Genomic DNA, 21,487 nt, shown 5'->3' with positions numbered 1-21,487 from the left:
GTAGACGCGAAGCCGGTGATGCACCTGGTTGATCAGATACCTGTCCACGGGGAGAGCATCAGACGGACGATCCCAGATCACGCCAGCACTCGGCGAGTGCCCTTCTGTCGCGGACTCCGAACTTCCCGCAGGCGCGCAGCAAGTGTCCTTCGACGGTTCGTACCGAGAGCTGCAATCGTTCGGCAATCTGTGCGTTGGTGAGTGACTCGGCGGCCAGACTCACGATCTCCTGCTCGCGCCGGGTCAGGACCGGCGCGACGACCACTCGCTGCATCGGTGTTGCGAGACCACCCACCTCGCTGACCAGCTTGTGCGCCGCAGACGCACTCGCCAACGCCGCGTCGGTACGGCCGTCCACGCGGTGCGCGGCGGCAGCCTGGACCAACGTGTCCGCCGCGACCGGCAACTCTCCCCGGCACCGGAACTTGTCCGCAACGACGTCGAGACCTTCACCGTCGACTTCGAGGATCGCCCTCGCATACTCGGCGAGGAGCTGGACCCGAGACACCGGCTCCATCTGCTGCTCAACAGTGTCGGCGAGCCCAGCCAGCCGGCGCGACTCGGCCGTGGCCCCCGGGACCAGGAACCGTGCAGCGGTCTCCAGCTGCTCGACGGCCAACGCGGGCGCAGTGTCGACCATCCGCTCGCCGGCGCCGAGAAGAAGGTCGACGGCAGAGCCGGCCTCGCCCGCAGCCGCCAATGCCCACGCCCGGTCCAATCCACGCTCGGCCGCGGTGATCAGATCGTACGGATCGACCGGAATCGCCTCCGCGGCCTCCGCTTCAGCCGACTCCACGCCATTCCCCACGGCGCCGTCCCCCTCCGAGCGCGACGGCCCAGCGCCGGTCATCGCCTCGACGCGCCTGATCAGGCGAGACGGCCAGTCCGCGAGCCGCGTCCGGGCCAGAAACGGCGCGCAATCACGCAGTTCTCGCACAGCCTCGCCGAACCGCCCGGCACCGGCATGGGCGACGCCACAGGTGAAGTCGGCTGAGGCACACACCTGGTCACTGCGCCAGACGTTGGACCGCCGTTCCTTCTCCGCCAGACCGCTCGCCGACGCGCTTCCGGCAACCAGCTTCTCGAGCCGCTCGTCGACCAGCACCAGATGGAAGATGAGCAGGCCGTCGTCTTCGGCCGCCGGTCGCGCGGTGTCTAGCAGTGCGCGCGCCTCTCGGCAGCGGCCGGTCAACACCGCTGCCTCAGCGACCAGAACGCCGAACCAGGCACCGCTCAGCCGATCCCGGATCATCCACTCGGCGACGCTGCCGAGCAATCCTCCGTGCGCCGAATCGTGCCGAGCAAGAAACTCCCGCGAACCCACAGCCCTTCGTTCAGCGAACTCGACGAAGAAATCTGCGAGTCCTCGCCAGGCGGGCAGTGGATCCTCGCCCCATTCGCCGAGCATCCCGTAGATGGCCTCGTTGTCGTTCAGGTGGACGAGCGCCCACGTCGCAAGCGCGGCGAGCTCGGGATCGCGCGCCGAGTCCGGCGCGGTGCTCAGAGCGGCGAGGGTTCGGGCGGCCGCAGCGTCACCGAGACGCAGAGCGCCACGCACTGCGGCGCGTCGTTCCGCCGCTGAAGGCCGGCCGAGCGACGACCGCGTCAACAGGCCGGTCAGTGTGAGGGCCTCGGCACCTCGGGCTTCCGATGACCTGTCCGAGGCCTTCTCGATCGCACGGGCGAGTTCGCCTGCCAATTGCGCCCGCCGCAATGCCGGGGTTCGCGCAGCCACCACGTCCGCCAGAAACGGAACGGTGAGTCGAACGCGTGTCGAGTCGGCGATGATGACACCGCAACGCTCTGCCTCCAGGAGGGCGTCCATGCCGGCAAGTTCCACCATCGGCGGCAAGGGCAGCCAATCGAGCATTCGACCGCCGATCACCGGGATCGCCGCCCCGAAAGCTTCGACGACCGACAGGATCTCCGGCGGCATCATCTCCACCGATGCCGCCAGCGTCTCCACGAGGTCGGGCGGCGGCACCGGGCGGTCCGCCAGTATCGCCACCCCGTTGATCACCTGCCACTGACTCGTCACCATCGACGAAGCCACCAAGTCGACGAGAACTCCCGGGTCGCCTCGAGACCAGCGGGTGAACGCATCGATGTCCCGAACCGTCACCGGTGCCCCGACCACTTGCTCGAGGTAGTCACGCACCTCCGTATCGCCGATCGGCGCCAAATCGATTCGCGGCAGGTATCCGTCTTTCCACAACGATCGCAGCACCGGTGGGATCGACGGGCCGCCGTCGACCGCGACGGCCAGATAGACCGGCACCGCGTCGTGCACGACCAGTGAATGGACGATCGACGCCGCATCCGCGTCCAACTGATCGGCATCGTCGATGAAGAGCGCGGTCACCGCCCGCTCCTGAATCTCGTCTGCCACCGCCCAGCGCAGCCAGATCGCGAATCGACTGTCGCCCGACTCTTCCGGCACAAACTCGGACAGCAGATGCCCGAACACCAGGCCCGCAGTCTTTCGCAACCCGCTGATCTCGATGACCGGGCCGACGATCCGGTCCCGCAACGCGGCCAGTGCCGTCGTTTTACCCGACCGCGACCGCCCGGTGAGGACGCAGCCTTGCACCGGAAGGTCTCGTTCCATGCCCACGCGCTTGAGCACCTGAGCAGAGCGGATACCCGCCTCATCTACCCCGGTCATCGGTCGATTATCACTCCGATGACCGGGAGCCGCGCCAGTACCGAAGGTTGTCGGTTATGTCCGGTCGGCGTTGCAGTGAGGCCGGCGCGCACACTCGGACGGAGGTGCCACCGGTCCGCCCCCTAGGATGACCGGCATGGCCCTTCCCGCACCGAACCCCTCCGCCCGCGCCGTCGTGACCGGTGCCTCGTCCGGCATCGGCATGGCGCTGGCCTGCGTCCTCGCCGACCGCGGCCACTCCCTGATCCTGGTCGCCCGGCGCGGCGAGATCCTCACCGAACTCGCCGACGAGCTGGAACGGCGCTGCGGAGTCACCGCGGAGGTCCGTGCCACCGACCTCTCCGACCCCGTCGCCACGAAGACTCTGTGCGACGAACTCGCCGGTCGGGAGATCTCGATCCTGTGCAACAACGCCGGCATCGCGACGTTCGGCCCGCTCACCGAGCTTGATCCCGACTACGAACGCGCCCAGGTGTTGCTGAACGTCAACGCCGTTCACGACCTGACCCTGGCCGTGCTGCCCCAGATGGTGGAGCGCGGCGCCGGCGGAATCCTCATGGTCGGCTCGGCCGCCGGGAACATGCCCATCCCGAACAATGCGACCTACGCCGCGACCAAGGCCTTCGTGAACACCTTCAGCGAGTCGCTGCGCGGTGAGCTCGGCGGCACCGGCGTGCACGTGACGCTGCTGGCGCCCGGGCCGGTCCGCACTCACACGCCGACCGAGGAGGAAGCCTCCATCGTCGACAAGATGGTGCCCGACTTCCTGTGGCACTCCAGCCAGCGCGTCGCTGAGATGAGCCTGGATGCCTTGGGCCGCAACAAGATGCGTGTGGTGCCGGGAACCCTGTCGAAGGCGATGTCGGTGGCCGGCGGATACACGCCGCGCGCGATCGTCGCCCCCATCGTCGGGACCTTCTATGCCAAGCTCGGCGAAGATTCCTGACCGTACTGTGGCATAGAACTGCGGTGAGAGCACTCGTCGCGGGCGTTCTCCCAGGCTCACGCGTTCGAGGCGCTCGGTGTACGCCACAGTACGGTCAGCGAGCACTCCCCTCCGGCGCGACGACCGCGCCCGGTTAGGCTCAGTACCCGTGGAAGACAAACTCGTCTGGATCGACTGCGAGATGACCGGCCTTGACACCGGGTCGGACAAACTCATCGAGATCGCGGCCCTGGTCACCGACAGTGACCTGAACGTGCTCGGCGACGGTGTGGACGTGGTGATCCACGCCGACGACGCCGCCCTGGCGTGCATGCCTCCGGTCGTGGTCAAGATGCACCGTGACTCGGGCCTCACCGAGGAGGTGCGGGCGTCGACGGTGTCAGTCGCCGAAGCAGAGCAGATGGTGCTGACCTACCTGCGCGAGCACATTCCGGGCGGCGGCGTGCCGCTGGCCGGCAATTCCATCGCCACCGACCGCGCCTTCATCGCCCGCGACATGCCCGAGCTGAACGGCTTCCTGCACTACCGGATGATCGACGTCAGCTCGATCAAGGAACTGTGCCGCCGATGGTTCCCGGCGATCTACTTCGGCCAGCCGGAGAAGGGTCTGGCGCACCGAGCGCTCGCCGACATCCGCGAGTCGATCCGCGAACTCCGCTACTACCGGCAGGCCGCGTTCGTTCCGGAGCCGGGCCCGGACGCCGAAGCCCTCGAGGCCATCGTCGAACAGCTCGGACCTGCGTGAACGACACCGGGGTAATCCGATTGGAGTTTCACCCCGGATAGCGGCTAGAGTATGAGCCTGGCTCGCACGCAACGTGGAAGCGAAGCGAACGGGCCGAGATGGTGACCGTAGTTCAGTTGGTAGAGCACCAGGTTGTGATCCTGGCTGTCGCGGGTTCGAGTCCCGTCGGTCACCCCGAAGAGAAGGACCCCGGCCAGATGGCCGGGGTCCTTCCTCGTTCATCGCCGCGACCGCTTCGGCGGCGAGGGCCTCGGCCCCCACGCCCCAACGTCCGCATGATCGATCACGAGGTCGATTCGACCAGCGTCGCCATCGAAGTCGGTGTTCGCAATGCGCTCCCCGCCAGGCCCGCGATTCAAGTGCGCGAGCTCTTGATCGTCCCGCCCGGCAGCAGGCTCCTGGCGAATGACGCGTCTCGCCGAGAATCAGTCTTCCGGGGGCCGCCGCTGCTGGTAGCCCACCGACATCGCCCCCACGACGACCCCGAGGCCGGCGCCCACCGCGACCCACACCGCGAAGTCGCCCAGCAGCAGGCCGAGCACGATCCCGAGCGCGGTGAACAACGCGATCGAGGTGCCCACGTTCCAATAGTCGGCCATCTTCCGGGGTGCGGTCACGACCACTCCTCTGCCCTCGCCAGGCGGGCGATCCGCCCGGGGATCCGCCCCCAGGCTAGTGGCTCGCGCGAGGTCCGGCTCTCCGAGCGGCTTCGCTCAGTAGACGACGATCCGGGCGGGCGGCGCCGCGATGTGTGCCAGGGCGGGCGCCAGAGCGAACTCGACCGCGCCGGAGCCGGTCCGGACGTAGCGCTCGATGCCGCGACCCGGCGCCGGCGCCACCGAGATCACCCCGGACACCACTCCGCCGAAGCTGCCCGCGGCGCCGGTCCGCAGGTTGCGCCAGTGCACACGCACGGAGAGGTCACACGGGTAGGGAGTGCCCGAGATCCCGAGGAACGAGCCCTGCACCCAGAACCGGACCATCCCGCGGTTGTCGACGGTCGACCCGTCGGGATTGTGCAGCCGCGGAGCCGACGTGGCCGAAACCGTGGAGAAGCCGCCGCAGACGGGACCGTTCGCCTGAGTCCAGGTCTCGGCCTGACTGACCTGCCGGACCGCCTGCGCCGGAGCCGCCGCAGCCAGCGAGACTCCCAGCACCGCATACAGCACGACTACGACGTATCCGATTCGCCGCATCGTCGCTCAACCTCCACCGGGTTCGACGATTTTCCTGCTAATGGGAGAATCGGCAACCCAGTGCCGGACGTTACCCACGACGGCGAGTCGCTGCGCGCCGCGGCTACGCGGTGTTGCGCGGCTCAGGCGTCAGTCCGCGCGCTGCGGCGATCTCTGCGATCGTCTGGGCGAGTCCCACATCGGCCGTGGTCAGTCCGCCGGTGGCATGCGTCGAAAGCGTGAACCCCACGACGCCGTAGCTGAGTTCCACGTCCGGGTGGTGGTTGACGGCCTCCGCAGCGATCACGACCCGGTTCACGAAATCGAGACCCTTGATCATCGAGCCGGTGCGGTAGCCGGCCGAGAGCTCGCCGTCCCCGACGAACCAGCCTTCCGGGGCCTGCGCGGCAGCCTGCGCCTCGGTCAACGTCGTGTAATGCTGATCGCCCATGCAGTCGAGTGTAGGCCGCGACGGCGAGAGCCGAGGCCGCTCGCGACACGCGCACCAACGCTATCGGGCACGCGAAGGCCGCCGGTACGCAAGACTGACACCCATGAGCACGGCTCCGCCCGAGGGCTCGTCGCCGGGCTTCGAAGAGCCTCCGGTGACGTGGGCCCGCCTCGCACCCTGGCTGGAAGACCGACACAGCGACCCGGAATTCTTCTGGCTCGACGACGACCCCGCCGACACCGATCCCGAGGTCCGGAAGGCCAACTACGACCTGATCGCGGTACTGATCGCCGAGACCCGCGACGAGGTCCCCCTCGGCGACCTGCTGCCGCTCCTGCCCGACGGCATCGATCTGATCCCGGACGAGACGCTCCCTTCCCGCGCCGCGAACTGGCTCCTGCAGTCGTCGACGTTCACCACCGGCCGGATCAAGGACATCACCACCGCTCACCTGCTGAATCAGCGCGGGATGGGCATCGGCTCAGTGCTGCCCCTCCTGGCCCGGCTGGTGGAACTCTCGACGCGCCGGCCCGGTCACGGCGCCGACGCGGCCGTCCGTTCCGGCGACGCGCTCCTGGCCGACCTGTCCGTGATCGCCCGCTGGCGCACCGCACTCGGGCAGTCCTCGACACCGCTCCTCGCGCCGCTGCCGGATTTCGCGCCCGCAGAGCTCCACGCGGCCCGCGCCCGTCTTGACGCGCTGACGGCCCGGGACCCAGCGCTCGGCGGACCGGCGCGCGCGAGCGTCGCTGAGCAGCTCTCCGCCCGCCTGGACGACCTCGGCGAGCGCGACTTCGAGGTCTTCCTCGCACGACGCCTCCGGGACGACCGCACGCGCCTGGAAGCACTCGGCGAACGCTTCGGCGTCTCGCGCGAGCGGGTGCGCCAGTACGAGGCCCGCGCGCTCGACGAGCTCCAGCTGTGGCTGCGCGACACCGCCGACGCCCGGTTGCTGGTGGACGCGCTCACCCGGGTCATCGGCACCGTCCGGCCGCTGGCCGACGTCCTCGAGGCGGTACCCGCCGCCGGGGAGCGCGTCGCGGCCGCGGACCTGCCGCTCTGGCGGGTGCTGGCCGGGATCGGCGTGCCGTTCGAGGTCTCCGGCGACTGGGCCGCCGCACCGTCGATCGACGCCGCCCGGCAGAGCACCGAGCATCTGCTGACCGAGCGGGCCGACGATCACGGTGTGGTCGATCCCGCCGACCTCGCCGAGGCCGGCGCCCGGACGCCGGGCGGCGCCCAGTGGCAGACCCGCTGGGCCCGCGAACTCGGGCACGTGGTGTTCGCCGACCGGATCCTGCTCCGCACCGCCACGGTCGAGGACTACGCCGCCGCGATCCTCTCGGTCCGCGGCGAGCCGATGACGGCCGACGAAATCGTGGACGCCTTCCACGTCGAACGCTCGGCGCGATCGGTGATCAATCAGATGACCGGGGACGACCGCTTTCAGCGCACCACCCGCACCGGCTGGGGCCTGAGCGCATGGGGCGGACCCGGCTACCGCTCCATCCGCGTCGCGATCGGAGAACTGCTCGACGCCCGCGGCGGCGAGGTCGCGCTCACCGACCTGGTCGCGGAGCTGACTGCCGCCTACGACGTCAAGTCCAGCAGCGTGGCCGCCTACGCCGCAGCGCCGCCCTTCGTCACGCACGACGGCGTGGTCCGACGGGCCGAGCAGGCACCGCAGGCCCGGAAGTCACCGGCGCAGACTCGCAACCTCTATCGTGTCGGCCGCGCCTGGAAGCTGCGCATCTCGGTGAACCGGGAACACCTGCGCGGGAGCGGCACGCCGCTCCCGGTGGCCCTGGCGACCGCCCTCGGCCTGGAGCCGGGCGAGACTCGCGGCCTGGTCTCCCCCGACGGCGAACAGCACCTGTCGTGGACCGCGCTCCAGCCGACGCTCGGCAGCACCCGCCGGTTCTTCGCGGCGCTGGGCATCGCCGACGGCGACGAGGCCTTCTTCGTGTTCACCGACTGCGGCGGGTTCGACGTCGAGGCGGTCTCCCGCGCCGGATCGGGCGCGGCCGGGCTGCTCGCCCTCATCGGCGCCCAGAAGACAGACGAACCCGACACGGTGCTGGCCGCCCTCGCCGCGGCGGTCGGTCTGCCCGCCGACAGCACCGTGACCGCGATCCGGGCCGCGTACCAGGCACGCGGCGAGGACGACGTCGTCGCCGGCCTCGGCGGCTGAGCAGACCCGATCCGCACGCCTGTTCGATTCCGCCGGACCGGTATGACACAGTGGACACCACGGAGCGAAACAACACCCGCAGTTCACGACCGGAAGGCCCGCTCATGCCACCGCGCCGCCGCTCGGCCACCGCCGACTCCCTGACCACGGATGACCTGGCGAGACTGGCCGCCGCCGTCGCCGAGGGCAAGCGCGCGACGGTCTACCTTCGCGAGGGCACCCCCAGTCTCGGTCTCGCGCCAGGCAGTTCCGCGCGGGTCGTCTCCGTCGACGGCACCACCCTCGTCGTGCGTCCGCGCGGCGTCGACGACGAACTCCCCTACGAGGCCGACGAGCTGCGCATGACCAAGAACGTCCCCGAGGCGCCCGCCCCGAGAACCGCCAAGCGCTCGGCGAAGCCGGCCGCCGGCTCCGGTGAGCGCCCGTCCGCACCGGCGCGACGTGCCGCGACTCAGCCGGCACCGGCCGCAGCGGCGAAGCCGACCGTCGCGCCCGCGGCCCCGAGCACGCCGACCGCACCGGCCGCCCCGTCGAGTACCGGGTCATCCTCCCGGAAGGCGACGCCCGGCCCCGCGGCTCGTCGTTCGGCGGCGCGAGGAGCGCCCAAGTCGGTCACCGTGACCCTTTACGGCTCCGCGGAGAACGAGTGGTCGGTGGCCGTGACGCGCGGGGCCCGCAAGCCCCAGCGCTCACGAAAGGTGACGCCCGAGTCCGTCGACGCCGCGGTCCGCGAACTCGGCGACCCCGCCGCCGCCGAGGCGGTCACGACGCTGCTGCACGCCGCACGCGAGGAGGCCCAGCGCCGCGTCGAGGAGCTCAGCCGCGAACTGGAAGCCGCTCGCCAGGCCCTCGCCGCCCTCGACGACAGATAAGGGCCGAAGCAAGGGTGCCGGGCACCCCGATCTCGGTCTGGCACCGTCGACTGGGGGTGCCAGACCGAGCCGGAGGTGCCGGGCACCCCTGTCTCGGGCCGCACCATGATCACACCCGGGCGAACCGGCCACCTCGGTGCAGTCGGTGTAGTCGGCGCAGGGCGGCGCGAACCCTAGCCGAGGAAGTCGCGCTGGAAGATCGCCATCCGGGTCACGTCCTGATAGGCCCCGTCGGCGAAGTACTCCTGCCGGAGCACCCCTTCGGTGACGAAGCCCGCCTTCTCGTAGACGTGGATCGCCGCCTTGTTCTCATTGTCGACCAGCAAATACACCTTGTGGAGGTTCAGCACCGCGAACGCATACCGCAGTGCGGCGCGGGTCGCCGCGCCCGCGTATCCCCGGCCCTGACACTCCGGGTCGACGATGATCTGGAACTCGCAGTTCCGATGCCGCAGATCGATGCTCACCAGCTCGACGATGCCGCAGCGCCGCCCGCCGTCGTCGATCACGAAGCGGCGCTCGCTCTCGTCGTGCATGCGCCGGGTGTACTGGTCCTCCATCGCGGCCAGCGAATGGGTCGGTTCGACGAACCAGTAACGCATCACCTCCGGGTCGTTGAACAACCCGTGCACGAAGGGGATGTCCGCCCGCTCCAACGTCCGCAGTTCCGCCGTCATCGACTCGTCTCCCGACTGTCCGGCGCCTTCCGCCGGATCCGCTTCCAGCGTAGGCGGTGCACGACGCACACCGCTTCGCAGGCCCGGAGCCCGAACCGTCCCGCCCCAACGTCCCCCGCCCGCCGATGGCACCCACTAAGGTCGGGACCCATGAGCAGCCCCCAGGGTCCACGGCCCCCGGACGACGGAGTCGTGGTCCGGGTGCTGGTGTACTCCGACGCCGCCACCACTCGCCGTCAGGTACGGCAGGCACTCGGTCCGCGCCCACACCCGGACCTCCCGGAGTTGGAGTACGTCGACGTCGCCACCGCGCCGATGCTGCTGCGCGAATTCGATCGCGGCGGCCTGGCCCTGGCGATCCTCGACGGCGAAGCCAGTCCGGCCGGCGGTCTCGGGCTGGCCAAGCAACTCCGCGACGAGTACGAGCCGTGTCCACCGCTGCTGGTGCTCGTCGCCCGTCACGCCGACCGGTGGCTGGCGGACTGGTCGCGTGCCGATGCCAGCGCGACCCTCCCGGTGGATCCGATCGAACTCCCCCGCACCGTCGCCCGTCTCCTGCGCGGCGCCCGCGACTGACACCGTCGCAGACCCGACCCGCGAAGCGGTGACCGGCCCCGATCCTGCGCAGGTCGCCGCCCAGGTCAGCAGCCCGCGCGACGACATCCCCGTGAATCGACGAGCAATTTCCGGCCACCGCGATTAGTGTGTGTTGTGGGTCACACCATCGACCCGACCACGCAAGTGAAATCGGTTGCCCCACAAGGAGGACTGAGTCGGTATGAACGCGTACGTACCGATCCTGGTCCTGGGCGCGATCGCCGTGATCTTCGCCGCGGTCTCGGTGGTGATCGCGTCCGTGGTCGGACCGCGCCGCCTCAATCGGGCCAAGCTCGAAGCCTACGAATGCGGAATCGAGCCCCTGCCTCCGACGGCCGGTCTGGTCCAGCGGTTCCCGGTGAAGTACTACCTGACCGCGATGCTCTTCATCATCTTCGACATCGAGATCGTGTTCCTCTACCCGTGGGCGGTCGCCTCGGACAGCCTCGGCTGGTTCGGCCTGATCGCCGTCGGCCTGTTCCTCGTCAACGTGTCGGTCGCCTACGCCTACGAGTGGCGACGAGGGGGGCTGAGCTGGGACTAGACCTGCAGTGTCGATCACGACCAGCCCACGCACGATCGATCGGAGAACGGAGGACCCGCATGGGGATCGAAGAGCAGTTGCCCGCAGGCTTCCTGCTGACCACCGTCGAGAAGCTCGCCGGTTTCATGCGGAAGGGATCGCTGTGGCCGGCCACCTTCGGTCTCGCCTGCTGCGCCATCGAGATGATGGCGACGACCTCCGGCCGCTACGACCTCGCGCGCTTCGGCATGGAAGCCTTCCGCGCCTCCCCGCGCCAGGCGGATCTGATGATCGTCGCCGGCCGGGTCAGTCAGAAGATGGCACCGGTGCTGCGGCAGATCTACGACCAGATGGCCGAGCCGAAGTGGGTGCTGGCGATGGGCGTCTGCGCGTCGTCCGGAGGCATGTTCAACAACTACGCGATCGTGCAGGGCGTCGACCACGTCGTCCCCGTCGACATCTACCTTCCGGGCTGTCCGCCGAGGCCGGAGATGCTGCTCAACGCCATTCTCGCGCTGCACGAGCAGATCGGCGACAGCCCGCTGGGCGTACACCGCGAGGAGGCGATCGCGGCCGCCGAACACGCCGCGCTCAGCGCCCCCACGACCCTCGAGCTCAAAGGACTGCTGCGATGAGGGGCCCGCGATGAACGACGAACTCAACCCCGCCGACGCCGGGAGCGCAGCGATCGGGCCGACGGGTACCCGCCGCGACCGCGACGTGCGCGGCGTCGCGCGCGGACTCTTCGGCCCGCCGGGCACCGGTGACACGTCCGGTTTCGGCGGTCTGGTGGCCCGGATCGAATTCCCGGCGGCCGCCGAGCGTCCGTACGGGGGCTGGTTCGACGAGGTGGTCGACGAGCTGCGTGCCGGGCTGACCGCGCGCGGAGTGGACCCCGATGCGGCGATCTCGCGGGTGATCGTCGACCGCGAGGAACTGACGCTCGTGGTCGCCCGCTCGGGTCTGCTCGCCGCGGCCGCCACTCTCCGGGACGAGCCGCAGCTGCGCTTCGAGCTGTGCCTCGGCGTGAACGGCGTGCACTACCCGGAGCAGCGCGGACAGGAATTGCACGCGGTGTACCCACTGCGCTCGATCACCCACAACCGCCTGATCCGGCTGGAGACCACTGCGCCCGACGCCGATCCGCGGATTCCGAGCCTCATGGGCGTCTACCCCACCAACGACTGGCACGAGCGCGAGACCTTCGACTTCTTCGGCATCGTCTTCACCGGCCACCCGTCGCTGACCCGGATCGAGATGCCCGACGATTGGGAAGGCCATCCCCAGCGCAAGGACTACCCGCTCGGCGGAATCCCGGTGGAGTACAAGGGTGCGACGGTGCCGCCGCCGGATGAGCGGAGGGCGTACCGATGACGGGGTCGCAGCAGACCGAGAAGACCTTCACCGTGGGCGGACGGGACTGGAACGACGTCGTCGACGCGGTGGCCGATCTCGGCTCGGCCGAAGAACGGATCGTCGTGAACATGGGGCCGCAGCACCCGTCCACGCACGGGGTGCTCCGCCTGATCCTGGAGATCGAAGGCGAGACGGTGACCGAGGCCCGGTGCGGCATCGGGTACCTCCACACCGGAATCGAGAAGAACCTCGAGTACCGGAACTGGACGCAGGGCGTGGCGTTCGTGACCCGAATGGACTACCTCGCACCGTTCTTCAACGAGGTCGCGTACTGCCTCGGCGTGGAGAAGCTTCTCGGCATCACCGATGCGATCCCGCAGCGCGCCAACGTGATCCGCGTGTTGCTGATGGAGCTGAACCGGATCTCCTCACACCTGGTGGCACTGGCCACCGGAGGCATGGAACTGGGTGCGGTGACGCCTATGTTCCTCGGCTTCGGAGCCCGCGAGACCATCCTCGACCTGTTCGAGGAGATCACCGGGCTCCGCATGAATCACGCCTACATCCGGCCCGGCGGTGTCGTGGCGGATCTCCCGGAAGGCGCCGAGCGCCGGATCGCCGACGTGCTCGACGCCCTGCCTGCCCAACTCGGCGAGGTCGAGGCGCTGCTGACCGAGAACTACATCTGGAAGGCGCGGACACAGGGAATCGGGTACCTGGACCTGACCGGATGCATGGCACTGGGCATCACCGGCCCGGTGCTGCGCTCGACCGGCTTACCGCACGATCTACGGAAGTCCGCCCCCTACTGCGGCTACGAGAACTACGCGTTCGACGTCGTCACCGACACCGCCTGCGACTCCTACGGCCGCTACCTGATCCGGGTCCAGGAGATGTACGAGTCGATCAAGATCGCGCGCCAATGCCTGGAGGCGCTGGAACCCGGACCGGTGATGGTCGCCGACCCCAAGCTCGCCTGGCCGGCCGACCTGACCGTCGGCCCCGACGGTCTCGGCAACTCCCCCGCGCACATCGCCCGGATCATGGGCGTCTCGATGGAATCGCTGATCCACCACTTCAAGCTCGTCACCGAGGGGCTGCGGGTACCGGCCGGACAGTGCTACGTGGCGGTGGAAGCCCCGCGCGGGGAGCTCGGCGTGCACGTCGTCTCCGACGGCGGCACCCGACCGTATCGCGTCCATTTCCGGGATCCGTCGTTCACCAACCTGCAGGCGGTGGCCGCGATGTGCGAGGGCGGGCTGGTGGCGGACGTGATCACCGCCGTGGCCAGTATCGACCCAGTGATGGGAGGCGTTGACCGATGACCACCGAACCGGTGTTGCTGAAACTCACTCCGCCGGGAGCGTTCACCACCTCGACCCCTCACCCACCGGTCGAGTTCGCCGGCCCCGAGAACTACTCCGAGACCGACGCCGCGACGCTGCGCGCCGACGCCGCCCCGATCATCGCCCGCTACCCGCAGGCCCGATCCGCGCTGCTCCCCCTGCTACACCTGGTTCAGGCCCACGACGGCTACGTCACCCGCGCCGGCATCGGCCTGTGCGCGGACCTGCTGGATCTCACGCCCGCGCAGGTCGCGTCGGTGGCCACCTTCTACTCGATGTACCGCCGCGAACCGACGGGCGAGCACCTCGTCGGAGTCTGCACGACGACGCTGTGCGCGGTGCTGGGCGGCGACGCGATCCTGGCCGAGCTGACCGATCGGCTCGGCGTCGCGCCCGGCGGCACCACCGACGACGGCACGGTGACGCTGCAGCACGTGGAGTGCAACGCCGCCTGCGACTTCGCCCCGGTGGTGATGGTCAACTGGGAGTTCTTCGACGACCAGACCCCGCAGTCCGCGGCGCGGCTCGTCGACGAGCTGCGCGCGGGCAGTCCGGTCACGCCCAGTCGCGGTGCGCGGTCGCTGTGCTCGTTCCGGGAGAACGAGCGCCTCCTGGCCGGTGCCCCGCCGGTGATTTCGACTCCTACGACCCCCTCGACGGTTGAGCGAGCGCAGCGAGTCGAAACCAAACCCCCCAACGAGATTTCGACTCCTTCGTCGCTCAATCATCGAGAGAACTCCGGCCCGTCCCCCTCGACGGGTGAGCGCCCGTCCCCCACGACGGCCGAGCAAACGACCCCCTCGACGAGTGACCGAGCGACCCCTTCGACGGTTGAGCGAACGCCCCCTTCGACGGTTGAGCGTCGAAAGGAGGAGGGCGAACAATGATCACCGTCGACCTCCCCTCCGCTGAGCCCGAGCCCGCGCAGGCCCCCGTCCTCAGTCGGCACTGGTCCGACGACGAGTCGTGGACCTTGAGAAACTACCTGCACCGCAACGGGTATCAGGGACTCAAGGCCGCCTTGCAGATGCCGCCGGACGACGTGATCGACCTGGTCAAGGCCTCCGGGCTGCGCGGGCGCGGGGGCGCCGGATTCCCGGTCGGGCTGAAGTGGAGCTTCATCCCGCAGGGCGACGGCAAGCCGCACTACCTCGTCGTCAACGCCGACGAGTCCGAGCCGGGCACCTGCAAGGACATGCCCCTGATGCTCGCGGCCCCGCACATGCTGATCGAGGGCATCGCGATCGCGGCCTACGCCATCCGCGCTCAGCATGCGTTCATCTACGTCCGCGGCGAGGTGGCCCCGGTGATCCGCCGCCTGCGCGAGGCGGTGCGCGAGGCGTACGACGCCGGGCTCCTCGGGCAGGGGGTTCTCGGCTCGCGGCTCGATCTGGACCTGGTGGTGCACGCCGGCGCCGGCGCCTACATCTGCGGCGAGGAGACCGCGCTGCTCGACTCGCTGGAAGGACGGCGCGGGCAGCCCCGGTTGCGTCCGCCGTTCCCCGCCGTCGCCGGGCTGTACGCGAGCCCCACCGTGGTGAACAACGTCGAATCCATCGCCAGCGTGCCGTCCATTCTGCGCAACGGCACCGACTGGTTCCGCTCGATGGGCACCGAGAAGTCGCCCGGCACCACGCTGTACTCGCTGTCCGGGCACGTCACCCGGCCCGGTCAGTACGAGGCGCCCCTCGGGATCACGCTGCGCGAGCTCCTCGATCGCGCCGGCGGCATCCGCGCCGGCCACACGCTCAAGTTCTGGACGCCGGGCGGATCGTCCACCCCGATCCTGACCGCCGAACACCTCGACGTCCCGCTCGACTACGAGGGCGTCGCCGAGGCCGGTTCGATGCTCGGCACCAAGGCGCTGCAGATCTTCGACGAGACCACCTGCGTGGTCCGTGCGGTGACCCGTTGGACCGAGTTCTACGCCCACGAATCCTGCGGCAAGTGCACCCCCTGCCGCGAGGGCACCTACTGGCTGGTGCAGCTGATGCGACGGCTGGAGTCCGGGGAAGCCACCGAGGCCGATTTGGAGACGCTGACCGACATCACCGACAGCGTGGTCGGCAAGTCGTTCTGCGCGCTCGGCGACGCCGCCGGCAGCCCGATCATGAGCTCCCTCGAGTACTTCCGCGACGAGTACCTCGCGCACTTCCCACACGACGGTCACCCCGGCGGCTGCCCGTTCGACCCGTCCCGCTCCACCGTCTTCTCTGAGCAGGCCGAGGCTCACGCCGATCGACCGGAGCCCCCCGCTGATCGAGCGGAGTCGAGATCATGACCATCAGCGACCGCAGCCTGGATTCCGCCCGATCGGCGGAGGACGACCTGGTGACCCTCACCGTCGACGACGTCGAGGTCTCGGTCCCGAAGGGCACCCTGGTGATCCGCGCCGCCGAGCTGATCGGCGTGGAGATCCCCCGCTTCTGCGACCACCCGCTGCTGTCTCCGGCGGGTGCCTGCCGCCAGTGTCTGGTGGAGATCGAGGGGCAGCGCAAGCCGATGGCCTCGTGCACGGTCGCGGTGAGCGAGGGCATGGTGGTCCGCACCCAGCACACCTCGGCCGAAGCGGCCAGGGCGCAGAGCGGCGTGATGGAGTTGCTGCTCATCAACCATCCGCTGGACTGCCCCACCTGCGACAAGGGCGGCGAGTGCCCGCTGCAGAATCAGGCCGTGTCGGCCGGGCGGCCGGAGTCCCGGTTCGACGGCCTCAAGCGCACGTTCACCAAACCGGTGCCGCTCTCTGCCGAGGTGCTCCTGGACCGCGAAAGGTGCGTACTCTGTGCGCGCTGCACCCGCTTCTCCACCGAGATCGCCGGCGACCCGTTGATCGAGCTGTCCGAACGCGGTGCCCTGCAACAGGTCTCGGCATATCAGGACGAGCCGTTCGATTCGTACTTCTCCGGCAACACCGTGCAGATCTGTCCCGTCGGCGCGCTGACCGGTGCTGCCTACCGGTTCCGGGCGCGCCCCTTCGACCTGGTCTCGTCGCCGAGCGTCTGCGAGCACTGCGCCGGCGGGTGCGCGCAGCGGACCGACCACCGCCGGGGGAAAGTCCTGCGACGCCTGGCCGGCGACGATCCCGAGGTCAACGAGGAGTGGAACTGCGACAAGGGCCGCTGGGCGTTCGCCTACGCGCAGCAACGCGACCGGCTGACCACCCCGCTCGTCCGCGGCGACGACGGCGCCCTCGCGCCCGCCTCATGGCCGCACGCACTGGCCGCGGCCGCGCGCGGCCTCGCCGGGACGCCCGCCGCCGTGGTGTGCGGCGGCCGGGCCACGGTCGAAGACGCGTACGCCTACGGGAAGTTCGCGCGCACCGTGCTGGGTACCAACGACGTCGACGCCCGCGTCCGTGAGCACTCGGCCGAGGAGTCCGCATTCCTGGCCGCACATGTGGCGGGCACCGGGATCGGGCTGACCTACTCGGCCCTGGAGCACGCCCCGGTCGTCGTGCTCGCCGGACTCGAACCCGAAGAGGAGTGCGGAGTCCTCTTCCTGCGCCTGCGCAAGGCGGTCCGTCGGCACGGAATGCGGGTGAGGACGATCGCGCCGTGGCTCAGCCCGGGCGCGGCCAAGCTGTCAGCGGACCTGCTCTCCTGTGTGCCCGGGCGCGAGGCGGAGCTCCTGGCCGGTCCCGCGGTGACCGAGCTGCTCGGTGAACCCGGCGCGGTGCTCGTGGTCGGCGAGCGGCTGGCCGGAGCGCCGGGCGCGCTGACCGCCGCCGCGGCGGCGGCCGCCGCCACCGGCGCCCGCCTGGCCTGGGTCCCCCGGCGGGCCGGCGAACGCGGCGCGCTCGACGTCGGCGCCGCACCGAACCTGCTGCCGGCCGGTCGGCCCGCCCGATCGGCTGAGGCCCGCCGTGACCTCGCGGAGACGTGGGGCGTCATGCCCCCGACCGATCCGGGGCGCAGCACCAGCGAGATCCTCGACGCGCTCACCGACGGAACGCTCGGCGCGGTGCTGACCGGCGCCGTCGACCTGCACGACCTGCCCGATCCGGCCGCGGCCGCGGCCGCCCTCGAGCGTGCCTTCGTGGTCAGCCTGGAGCAGCGTCCGTCGACGGTCACCGACTACGCCGACGTGGTGCTGCCGGTCGCGGCGGTCGCCGAGAAGGCCGGCGCCTTCGTCGACTGGGAGGGCCGCCCACGCCCGTTCGCCGCCGCCCTTCCGCCGCCGCCCGACCGCCCGCAGCCGCTGTCGGATCACCGGGTGCTGCACGCCCTGGCCGCCGAGCTCGGCGTCGACCTGAACTGCGACAGCACCGAAGCGATCCACCGCGAGTTCGGCGAGATCGGACCGTGGGCAGGTGAGCGCGCGGTTCTCCAGGACGGCGTTTCGACACGAGGGATCGTCGCACGCTCCTCCCCCTCGGCTCAACGCGCGAAGACCAAGACTCCCCCCGACGACGACCCAACGCCCGCGGCTCAACGAGCGAAGGCCGGCCCACCGCTCGTTGAGCCGGGCGACGAAGGAGCCCGAGTCGAAACGCCGCCGCACCCGGGACTCGTCCTGACCCTCGCGTCGTGGAAGTTGATGCTCGACTCCGGCCGGCTTCAGGACGGCGAACCCCATCTGGCCGGAACGGCGCGCCCCAGCGTCGTGCGCCTGTCGCCCGCCACCGCCGCGCGGCTCGGCTGCCGAGACCAGGACCCGGTCAGCATCGCGACCGACCGGGGAGAGCTGACCCTGCCGCTGGTGATCACCGACATGCACGACGACGTCGTCTGGCTGCCGCTGAACTCGCCCGGTTCGCACGTGTACCGGACGCTGGCCACCGTGCCGGGCGAGCCGGTGACGGTTCGGAGCGCCCGATGAGCGTCGCGCACAGTCTCGCCCACGGCGAGTTCCCGACCCTCGCCGATTTCGGCCGGGACCCGTGGTGGCTGGTGCTGGTCAAGGCGGTCGCCGTGTTCGGCTTCCTCGTCCTCACCGTGCTGGTGGCGATCCTGGCCGAACGCAAGGTGATGGCGCGGATGCAGCGCCGCCTCGGCCCGAACCGACTCGGCCCCGGGGGCCTGCTGCAGAGTCTGGCCGACGGCGTCAAGCTGGCCCTCAAGGAGGGGCTGACGCCGGCCGGCGTGGACAAGCCGATCTACCTGCTGGCGCCGGTGATCGCGGTGGTCCCGGCGATCATGGCGTTCGCGGTGATCCCGATGGGCCCGATGGTCTCGGTGTTCGGCCACCAGACGCCGCTGCAGCTGACCGACCTGCCCGTCGCCGTGCTCTACGTCCTGGCGATCACGTCGATCGGCGTCTACGGGATCGTGCTGGCCGGGTGGGCGTCGTCGTCGACCTATCCGCTGCTCGGCGGGCTGCGTTCGACGGCCCAGGTGATCTCCTACGAGATCGCGATGGGGCTGAGCTTTGCGACGGTGTTCTTGCTCGCGGCCACCATGTCGACGTCGGGGATCGTCGCCGGGCAGGGCGGGCGCTGGTATGTCCTGGTGCTGCTGCCGTCGTTCGTCGTCTACGCGATCTCGATGGTCGGCGAGACCAACCGCGCGCCGTTCGACCTGCCGGAGGCCGAGGGCGAACTGGTCGGCGGCTTCCACACCGAGTACTCGTCGCTGAAGTTCGCGATGTTCATGCTCGCCGAGTACATCAACATGGCGACGGTGTCGGCGCTGGCCACCACCCTGTTCCTCGGCGGCTGGCAGATCACCTGGCCGATCAGTCTGATCCCCGGCGCCAACTCCGGCTGGGTGCCGCTGGTGTGGTTCACCGTGAAGATGTGGTGCTTCCTGTTCGTGTTCATCTGGCTGCGCACCACCCTGCCCCGGTTGCGCTACGACCAGTTCATGAGGCTCGGCTGGAAGGTCCTCATCCCGTTCGCACTGGCCTGGGTGATGGTGGTCGGAGTGATCGTCCAGGCCACCCGCGGCATGGCGGCCTGGACGTCGGGGCTGATCTTCGGCGCGGTCGGCATCGCGGCCACCGCGCTGCTGGTCCGGGCCGTGGTGGCCGTGGTCGGCGCCCCGGCGGCTCCGCCTGCCGATCCCGCGGACCCCGGCACCCCGTTCGACCCGATGGCCGGCGGCTTCCCGGTGCCCCCGCTCCCGGGCCAGGTGCTGCCCGGGGCCCGACTGAGCTCGTCCGGCACACAGACCAAGGAGAACGCCGATGCCTGAGCTGCCCAAGCCCGTCGCCGGCTTCGCCGTGACGTTCGGCACGATGTTCCGCGAGCCGGTCACCGAGCAGTACCCGGAGGAGAAGCGGCCGCCCGCCGCCCGCTTCCACGGCCGACATCAGCTCAATCGCTACGACGACGGCCTGGAGAAGTGCATCGGGTGCGAGCTGTGCGCGTGGGCGTGCCCGGCGGACGCGATCCTGGTGGAGGGCGCGCCCAACACCGAGGAGGAGCGCTACTCCCCCGGCGAGCGATACGGACGCGTCTACCAGATCAACTATCTGCGCTGCATCGGTTGCGGGCTGTGCATCGAGGCCTGCCCGACGCGGGCCCTGACCATGACCGACGACTACGAACTCGCCGGGCCCAGCCGTGCCGGGCTGATCTACGAGAAGGACCAGCTCCTGGCCCCGCTCGACGACGACATGACTCCGCCACCGCACCCGATGGCGCCCGGGACCCGGCCGGAGGACTACTACCGCGGTGACGTCTCCGCACGGCCGGCGCGGCCACAGCCCGGGGAGGCGCCTTGAGCGCCGCCCTCCTGGCCGCCGAAGCCGCCCGGACCGGCACCGGCGAAGCCGTCACCTTCTGGGTGCTCGCCGTCGTCGTCGTGCTCGGCGCACTCGGAGTGATCGGATCGCCGAAGGCGGTGTACTCGGCGGTGTTCCTGGCGATGACCATGATCATCCTGGCCGTCTTCTACGTGATGCAGGGTGCACTGTTCCTCGGCGTGGTGCAGATCGTCGTCTACACCGGCGCGGTGATGATGCTGTTCCTGTTCGTGCTGATGCTGATCGGCGTCGACTCCTCGGAGTCTCTGGTGGAGACCATCCGGGGACAGCGGGTGCTCGGCACCGCCCTGGGCGCCGGGTTCGCGGTGTTGCTGATCGCCGCGATCGGACACGCCTCCCTGGTGTCCACCGGCACCGCCGGCCCGCCGGAACTGAGCGATCAGTCGATCCGGGCGCTGGCCGAACTGATCTTCGTCGACTATCTGTGGGCATTCGAGCTCACCGGAGCGCTGCTGATCACCGCGACGCTCGGCGCCATGATCCTGGCTCACCGGCAGCGCCTGACGCCCAAGCCCGGACAGCGGGAACTCTCGATCCGCCGCTTCGCCGACGGCGGCCGCGCCACCCCGCTTCCCCCACCCGGGGTCTTCGCGCGGAACAACGCCGTGGATGTGCCCGCGCTCGAGCCCGACGGCACTCCGTCGGCGCAGTCGGTGAACGCCCTGCTGAGCCCGCGGGACCTTTCGACAAGCTCAAGGAGCGAAGGCGGAGGCACAAGGAGCGAAGGCGGAGGCACAAGGAGCGAAGGCGGAGGCTCAAGGAGCGAAGGCGGAGGCACAAGGAGCGAAGGCGGAGGCACCAGGAGCGAAGGCGGAGGCACAAGGAGCGAAGGCGACAGGTCAAGGAGCGAAGGCCGAGGCTCAAGGAGCGAACCGAAAAGCTCGGGGAGCGAGCCGGAGGGCTCGAGGAGCGAACTGGACGGCGACGGGGGCGGCGCGTGAATCCGGCGAACTACCTCTACCTCTCGGCGATCCTCTTCGCCATCGGTGCGTCCGGTGTCCTGCTGCGCCGCAACGCGCTCGTGGTGTTCATGTGCGTCGAACTGATGCTGAACGCGGCGAATCTGGCCTTCGTCACGTTCGCCCGCATGCATTCGAGCCTGGACGGGCAGGCGATCGCCTTCTTCACGATGGTGGTCGCCGCCGCCGAAGTGGTGGTCGGCCTCGCGATCATCATGACCATCTTCCGCACCCGCCGATCGGCCTCGGTCGACGATGCCGATCTGCTGAGGCGGTGAG

Annotated in this window: 20 protein-coding genes, 1 tRNA gene and 1 pseudogene; 17 read left to right on the top strand and 5 right to left on the bottom strand. The window is 69.9% G+C overall.

Going from position 1 to position 21,487, the window contains the following annotated elements; translation table 11 throughout:
* Nucleotides 1–58: 58 nt before the first annotated feature.
* On the bottom strand, nt 59–2,665 hold the full coding sequence (locus C6V83_RS08405) for a helix-turn-helix transcriptional regulator (RefSeq protein ID WP_105942017.1): 2,607 nt from the start codon (nt 2,663–2,665) through the stop codon (nt 59–61).
* A gap of 136 nt (nt 2,666–2,801) precedes the next feature.
* Here C6V83_RS08405 and cmrA point away from each other — a divergent pair, with 136 nt between their 5' ends.
* From cmrA to C6V83_RS08390, 3 genes are all read left to right on the top strand, one after another.
* Nucleotides 2,802–3,611 carry a mycolate reductase gene (gene cmrA, locus C6V83_RS08400; protein ID WP_105943819.1) on the top strand — a complete coding sequence of 270 codons (810 nt, stop codon included), beginning with the start codon at nt 2,802–2,804 and terminating at the stop codon, nt 3,609–3,611.
* Between the two features lie 148 nt (nt 3,612–3,759).
* Nucleotides 3,760–4,356, top strand: a complete 597-nt coding sequence (orn, locus tag C6V83_RS08395) for an oligoribonuclease (protein ID WP_105942016.1) — start codon at nt 3,760–3,762, stop codon at nt 4,354–4,356.
* Nucleotides 4,357–4,457: 101 nt separating this feature from the next.
* Nucleotides 4,458–4,530: transfer RNA gene (locus C6V83_RS08390), tRNA-His, on the top strand.
* Between the two features lie 251 nt (nt 4,531–4,781).
* On the opposite strand, the gene C6V83_RS08385 is transcribed toward C6V83_RS08390, so the two are convergent.
* From C6V83_RS08385 to C6V83_RS08375, 3 genes are all read right to left on the bottom strand, one after another.
* Nucleotides 4,782–4,973 (bottom strand): hypothetical protein, encoded by a 192-nt coding sequence (locus C6V83_RS08385; protein ID WP_159067477.1) that lies wholly within the window; start codon nt 4,971–4,973, stop codon nt 4,782–4,784.
* A 96-nt stretch (nt 4,974–5,069) separates the two neighbouring features.
* Entirely contained in the window at nt 5,070–5,552 is a 483-nt protein-coding gene (locus tag C6V83_RS08380) for a hypothetical protein (RefSeq protein WP_105942014.1), read from the bottom strand.
* 103 nt (nt 5,553–5,655) lie between these two features.
* On the bottom strand, nt 5,656–5,982 hold the full coding sequence (locus tag C6V83_RS08375) for a 4a-hydroxytetrahydrobiopterin dehydratase (RefSeq protein ID WP_105942013.1): 327 nt from the start codon (nt 5,980–5,982) through the stop codon (nt 5,656–5,658).
* Nucleotides 5,983–6,085: 103 nt separating this feature from the next.
* Between C6V83_RS08375 and C6V83_RS08370 the strand changes: the two genes are divergently transcribed.
* A complete protein-coding gene (locus tag C6V83_RS08370) occupies nt 6,086–8,173 on the top strand; it encodes a sigma factor-like helix-turn-helix DNA-binding protein (RefSeq protein ID WP_105942012.1) in 2,088 nt (695 codons plus the stop codon).
* A 104-nt stretch (nt 8,174–8,277) separates the two neighbouring features.
* Complete coding sequence (locus C6V83_RS08365) at nt 8,278–9,045, top strand: DUF6319 family protein (RefSeq protein WP_105942011.1); 768 nt, start codon at nt 8,278–8,280, stop codon at nt 9,043–9,045.
* A gap of 173 nt (nt 9,046–9,218) precedes the next feature.
* Here the strand turns inward: C6V83_RS08365 and C6V83_RS08360 are convergent, their stop codons facing one another.
* Nucleotides 9,219–9,722, bottom strand: a complete 504-nt coding sequence (locus C6V83_RS08360; RefSeq protein ID WP_105942010.1) for a GNAT family N-acetyltransferase — start codon at nt 9,720–9,722, stop codon at nt 9,219–9,221.
* A 150-nt stretch (nt 9,723–9,872) separates the two neighbouring features.
* Between C6V83_RS08360 and C6V83_RS08355 the strand changes: the two genes are divergently transcribed.
* The 12 genes and pseudogenes from C6V83_RS08355 to nuoK all read left to right on the top strand — a co-directional run bounded on the left by C6V83_RS08355 (nt 9,873) and on the right by nuoK (nt 21,486).
* Entirely contained in the window at nt 9,873–10,298 is a 426-nt protein-coding gene (locus C6V83_RS08355) for a response regulator transcription factor (RefSeq protein ID WP_105942009.1), read from the top strand.
* Between the two features lie 202 nt (nt 10,299–10,500).
* Entirely contained in the window at nt 10,501–10,863 is a 363-nt protein-coding gene (locus C6V83_RS08350) for an NADH-quinone oxidoreductase subunit A (protein WP_105942008.1), read from the top strand.
* Between the two features lie 59 nt (nt 10,864–10,922).
* Nucleotides 10,923–11,477, top strand: a complete 555-nt coding sequence (locus C6V83_RS08345; RefSeq protein WP_105942007.1) for a NuoB/complex I 20 kDa subunit family protein — start codon at nt 10,923–10,925, stop codon at nt 11,475–11,477.
* Between the two features lie 10 nt (nt 11,478–11,487).
* A complete protein-coding gene (locus tag C6V83_RS08340) occupies nt 11,488–12,216 on the top strand; it encodes an NADH-quinone oxidoreductase subunit C (protein WP_105942006.1) in 729 nt (242 codons plus the stop codon).
* Entirely contained in the window at nt 12,213–13,523 is a 1,311-nt protein-coding gene (gene nuoD, locus C6V83_RS08335) for an NADH dehydrogenase (quinone) subunit D (protein ID WP_105942005.1), read from the top strand. Before C6V83_RS08340 ends, nuoD begins: the two co-directional genes overlap by 4 nt.
* Entirely contained in the window at nt 13,520–14,431 is a 912-nt protein-coding gene (gene nuoE, locus C6V83_RS19135) for an NADH-quinone oxidoreductase subunit NuoE (protein ID WP_105942004.1), read from the top strand. Before nuoD ends, nuoE begins: the two co-directional genes overlap by 4 nt.
* Nucleotides 14,428–15,825 carry an NADH-quinone oxidoreductase subunit NuoF gene (gene nuoF / locus C6V83_RS19130; protein ID WP_105942003.1) on the top strand — a complete coding sequence of 466 codons (1,398 nt, stop codon included), beginning with the start codon at nt 14,428–14,430 and terminating at the stop codon, nt 15,823–15,825. Before nuoE ends, nuoF begins: the two co-directional genes overlap by 4 nt.
* Complete coding sequence (locus C6V83_RS08320) at nt 15,822–18,362, top strand: NADH-quinone oxidoreductase subunit G (RefSeq protein ID WP_105942002.1); 2,541 nt, start codon at nt 15,822–15,824, stop codon at nt 18,360–18,362. The genes nuoF and C6V83_RS08320 overlap by 4 nt, the downstream gene beginning before the upstream one ends.
* Complete coding sequence (nuoH, locus tag C6V83_RS08315; RefSeq protein WP_105942001.1) at nt 18,359–19,675, top strand: NADH-quinone oxidoreductase subunit NuoH; 1,317 nt, start codon at nt 18,359–18,361, stop codon at nt 19,673–19,675. Before C6V83_RS08320 ends, nuoH begins: the two co-directional genes overlap by 4 nt.
* On the top strand, nt 19,668–20,207 hold the full coding sequence (gene nuoI / locus C6V83_RS08310; protein ID WP_105942000.1) for an NADH-quinone oxidoreductase subunit NuoI: 540 nt from the start codon (nt 19,668–19,670) through the stop codon (nt 20,205–20,207). Before nuoH ends, nuoI begins: the two co-directional genes overlap by 8 nt.
* A pseudogene (locus C6V83_RS08305) lies at nt 20,204–20,953 on the top strand (NADH-quinone oxidoreductase subunit J); the annotation flags it as partial. The gene nuoI and the pseudogene C6V83_RS08305, both read left to right, overlap by 4 nt.
* 233 nt (nt 20,954–21,186) lie before the next feature.
* Nucleotides 21,187–21,486 (top strand): NADH-quinone oxidoreductase subunit NuoK, encoded by a 300-nt coding sequence (gene nuoK, locus C6V83_RS08300; protein WP_105941998.1) that lies wholly within the window; start codon nt 21,187–21,189, stop codon nt 21,484–21,486.
* The last annotated feature ends 1 nt before the right edge of the window (nt 21,487 follow it).

It is taken from the genome of Gordonia iterans (assembly GCF_002993285.1).
In the GTDB taxonomy this organism is placed as follows: domain Bacteria; phylum Actinomycetota; class Actinomycetes; order Mycobacteriales; family Mycobacteriaceae; genus Gordonia; species Gordonia iterans.
Note: the sequence above shows the minus strand (reverse complement) of the source record. Positions and strands in the feature narration are given on the sequence as shown.

Excerpts from the sequence above, each read along its gene's own strand:
- nuoD (WP_105942005.1), top strand. The coding sequence starts at position 12,213 with ATGACGGGGTCGCAGCAGACCGAGAAGACCTTCACCGTGGGCGGACGG.
- C6V83_RS08380 (WP_105942014.1), bottom strand. The coding sequence starts at position 5,552 with ATGCGGCGAATCGGATACGTCGTAGTCGTGCTGTATGCGGTGCTGGGA.
- C6V83_RS08360 (WP_105942010.1), bottom strand. The coding sequence starts at position 9,722 with ATGACGGCGGAACTGCGGACGTTGGAGCGGGCGGACATCCCCTTCGTG.
- C6V83_RS08320 (WP_105942002.1), top strand. The coding sequence starts at position 15,822 with ATGACCATCAGCGACCGCAGCCTGGATTCCGCCCGATCGGCGGAGGAC.
- cmrA (WP_105943819.1), top strand. The coding sequence starts at position 2,802 with ATGGCCCTTCCCGCACCGAACCCCTCCGCCCGCGCCGTCGTGACCGGT.
- C6V83_RS08340 (WP_105942006.1), top strand. The coding sequence starts at position 11,488 with ATGAACGACGAACTCAACCCCGCCGACGCCGGGAGCGCAGCGATCGGG.
- nuoE (WP_105942004.1), top strand. The coding sequence starts at position 13,520 with ATGACCACCGAACCGGTGTTGCTGAAACTCACTCCGCCGGGAGCGTTC.
- nuoF (WP_105942003.1), top strand. The coding sequence starts at position 14,428 with ATGATCACCGTCGACCTCCCCTCCGCTGAGCCCGAGCCCGCGCAGGCC.
- C6V83_RS08350 (WP_105942008.1), top strand. The coding sequence starts at position 10,501 with ATGAACGCGTACGTACCGATCCTGGTCCTGGGCGCGATCGCCGTGATC.
- C6V83_RS08370 (WP_105942012.1), top strand. The coding sequence starts at position 6,086 with ATGAGCACGGCTCCGCCCGAGGGCTCGTCGCCGGGCTTCGAAGAGCCT.
- C6V83_RS08375 (WP_105942013.1), bottom strand. The coding sequence starts at position 5,982 with ATGGGCGATCAGCATTACACGACGTTGACCGAGGCGCAGGCTGCCGCG.
- C6V83_RS08365 (WP_105942011.1), top strand. The coding sequence starts at position 8,278 with ATGCCACCGCGCCGCCGCTCGGCCACCGCCGACTCCCTGACCACGGAT.
- C6V83_RS08345 (WP_105942007.1), top strand. The coding sequence starts at position 10,923 with ATGGGGATCGAAGAGCAGTTGCCCGCAGGCTTCCTGCTGACCACCGTC.
- C6V83_RS08405 (WP_105942017.1), bottom strand. The coding sequence starts at position 2,665 with ATGACCGGGGTAGATGAGGCGGGTATCCGCTCTGCTCAGGTGCTCAAG.
- C6V83_RS08355 (WP_105942009.1), top strand. The coding sequence starts at position 9,873 with ATGAGCAGCCCCCAGGGTCCACGGCCCCCGGACGACGGAGTCGTGGTC.
- nuoH (WP_105942001.1), top strand. The coding sequence starts at position 18,359 with ATGAGCGTCGCGCACAGTCTCGCCCACGGCGAGTTCCCGACCCTCGCC.
- nuoI (WP_105942000.1), top strand. The coding sequence starts at position 19,668 with ATGCCTGAGCTGCCCAAGCCCGTCGCCGGCTTCGCCGTGACGTTCGGC.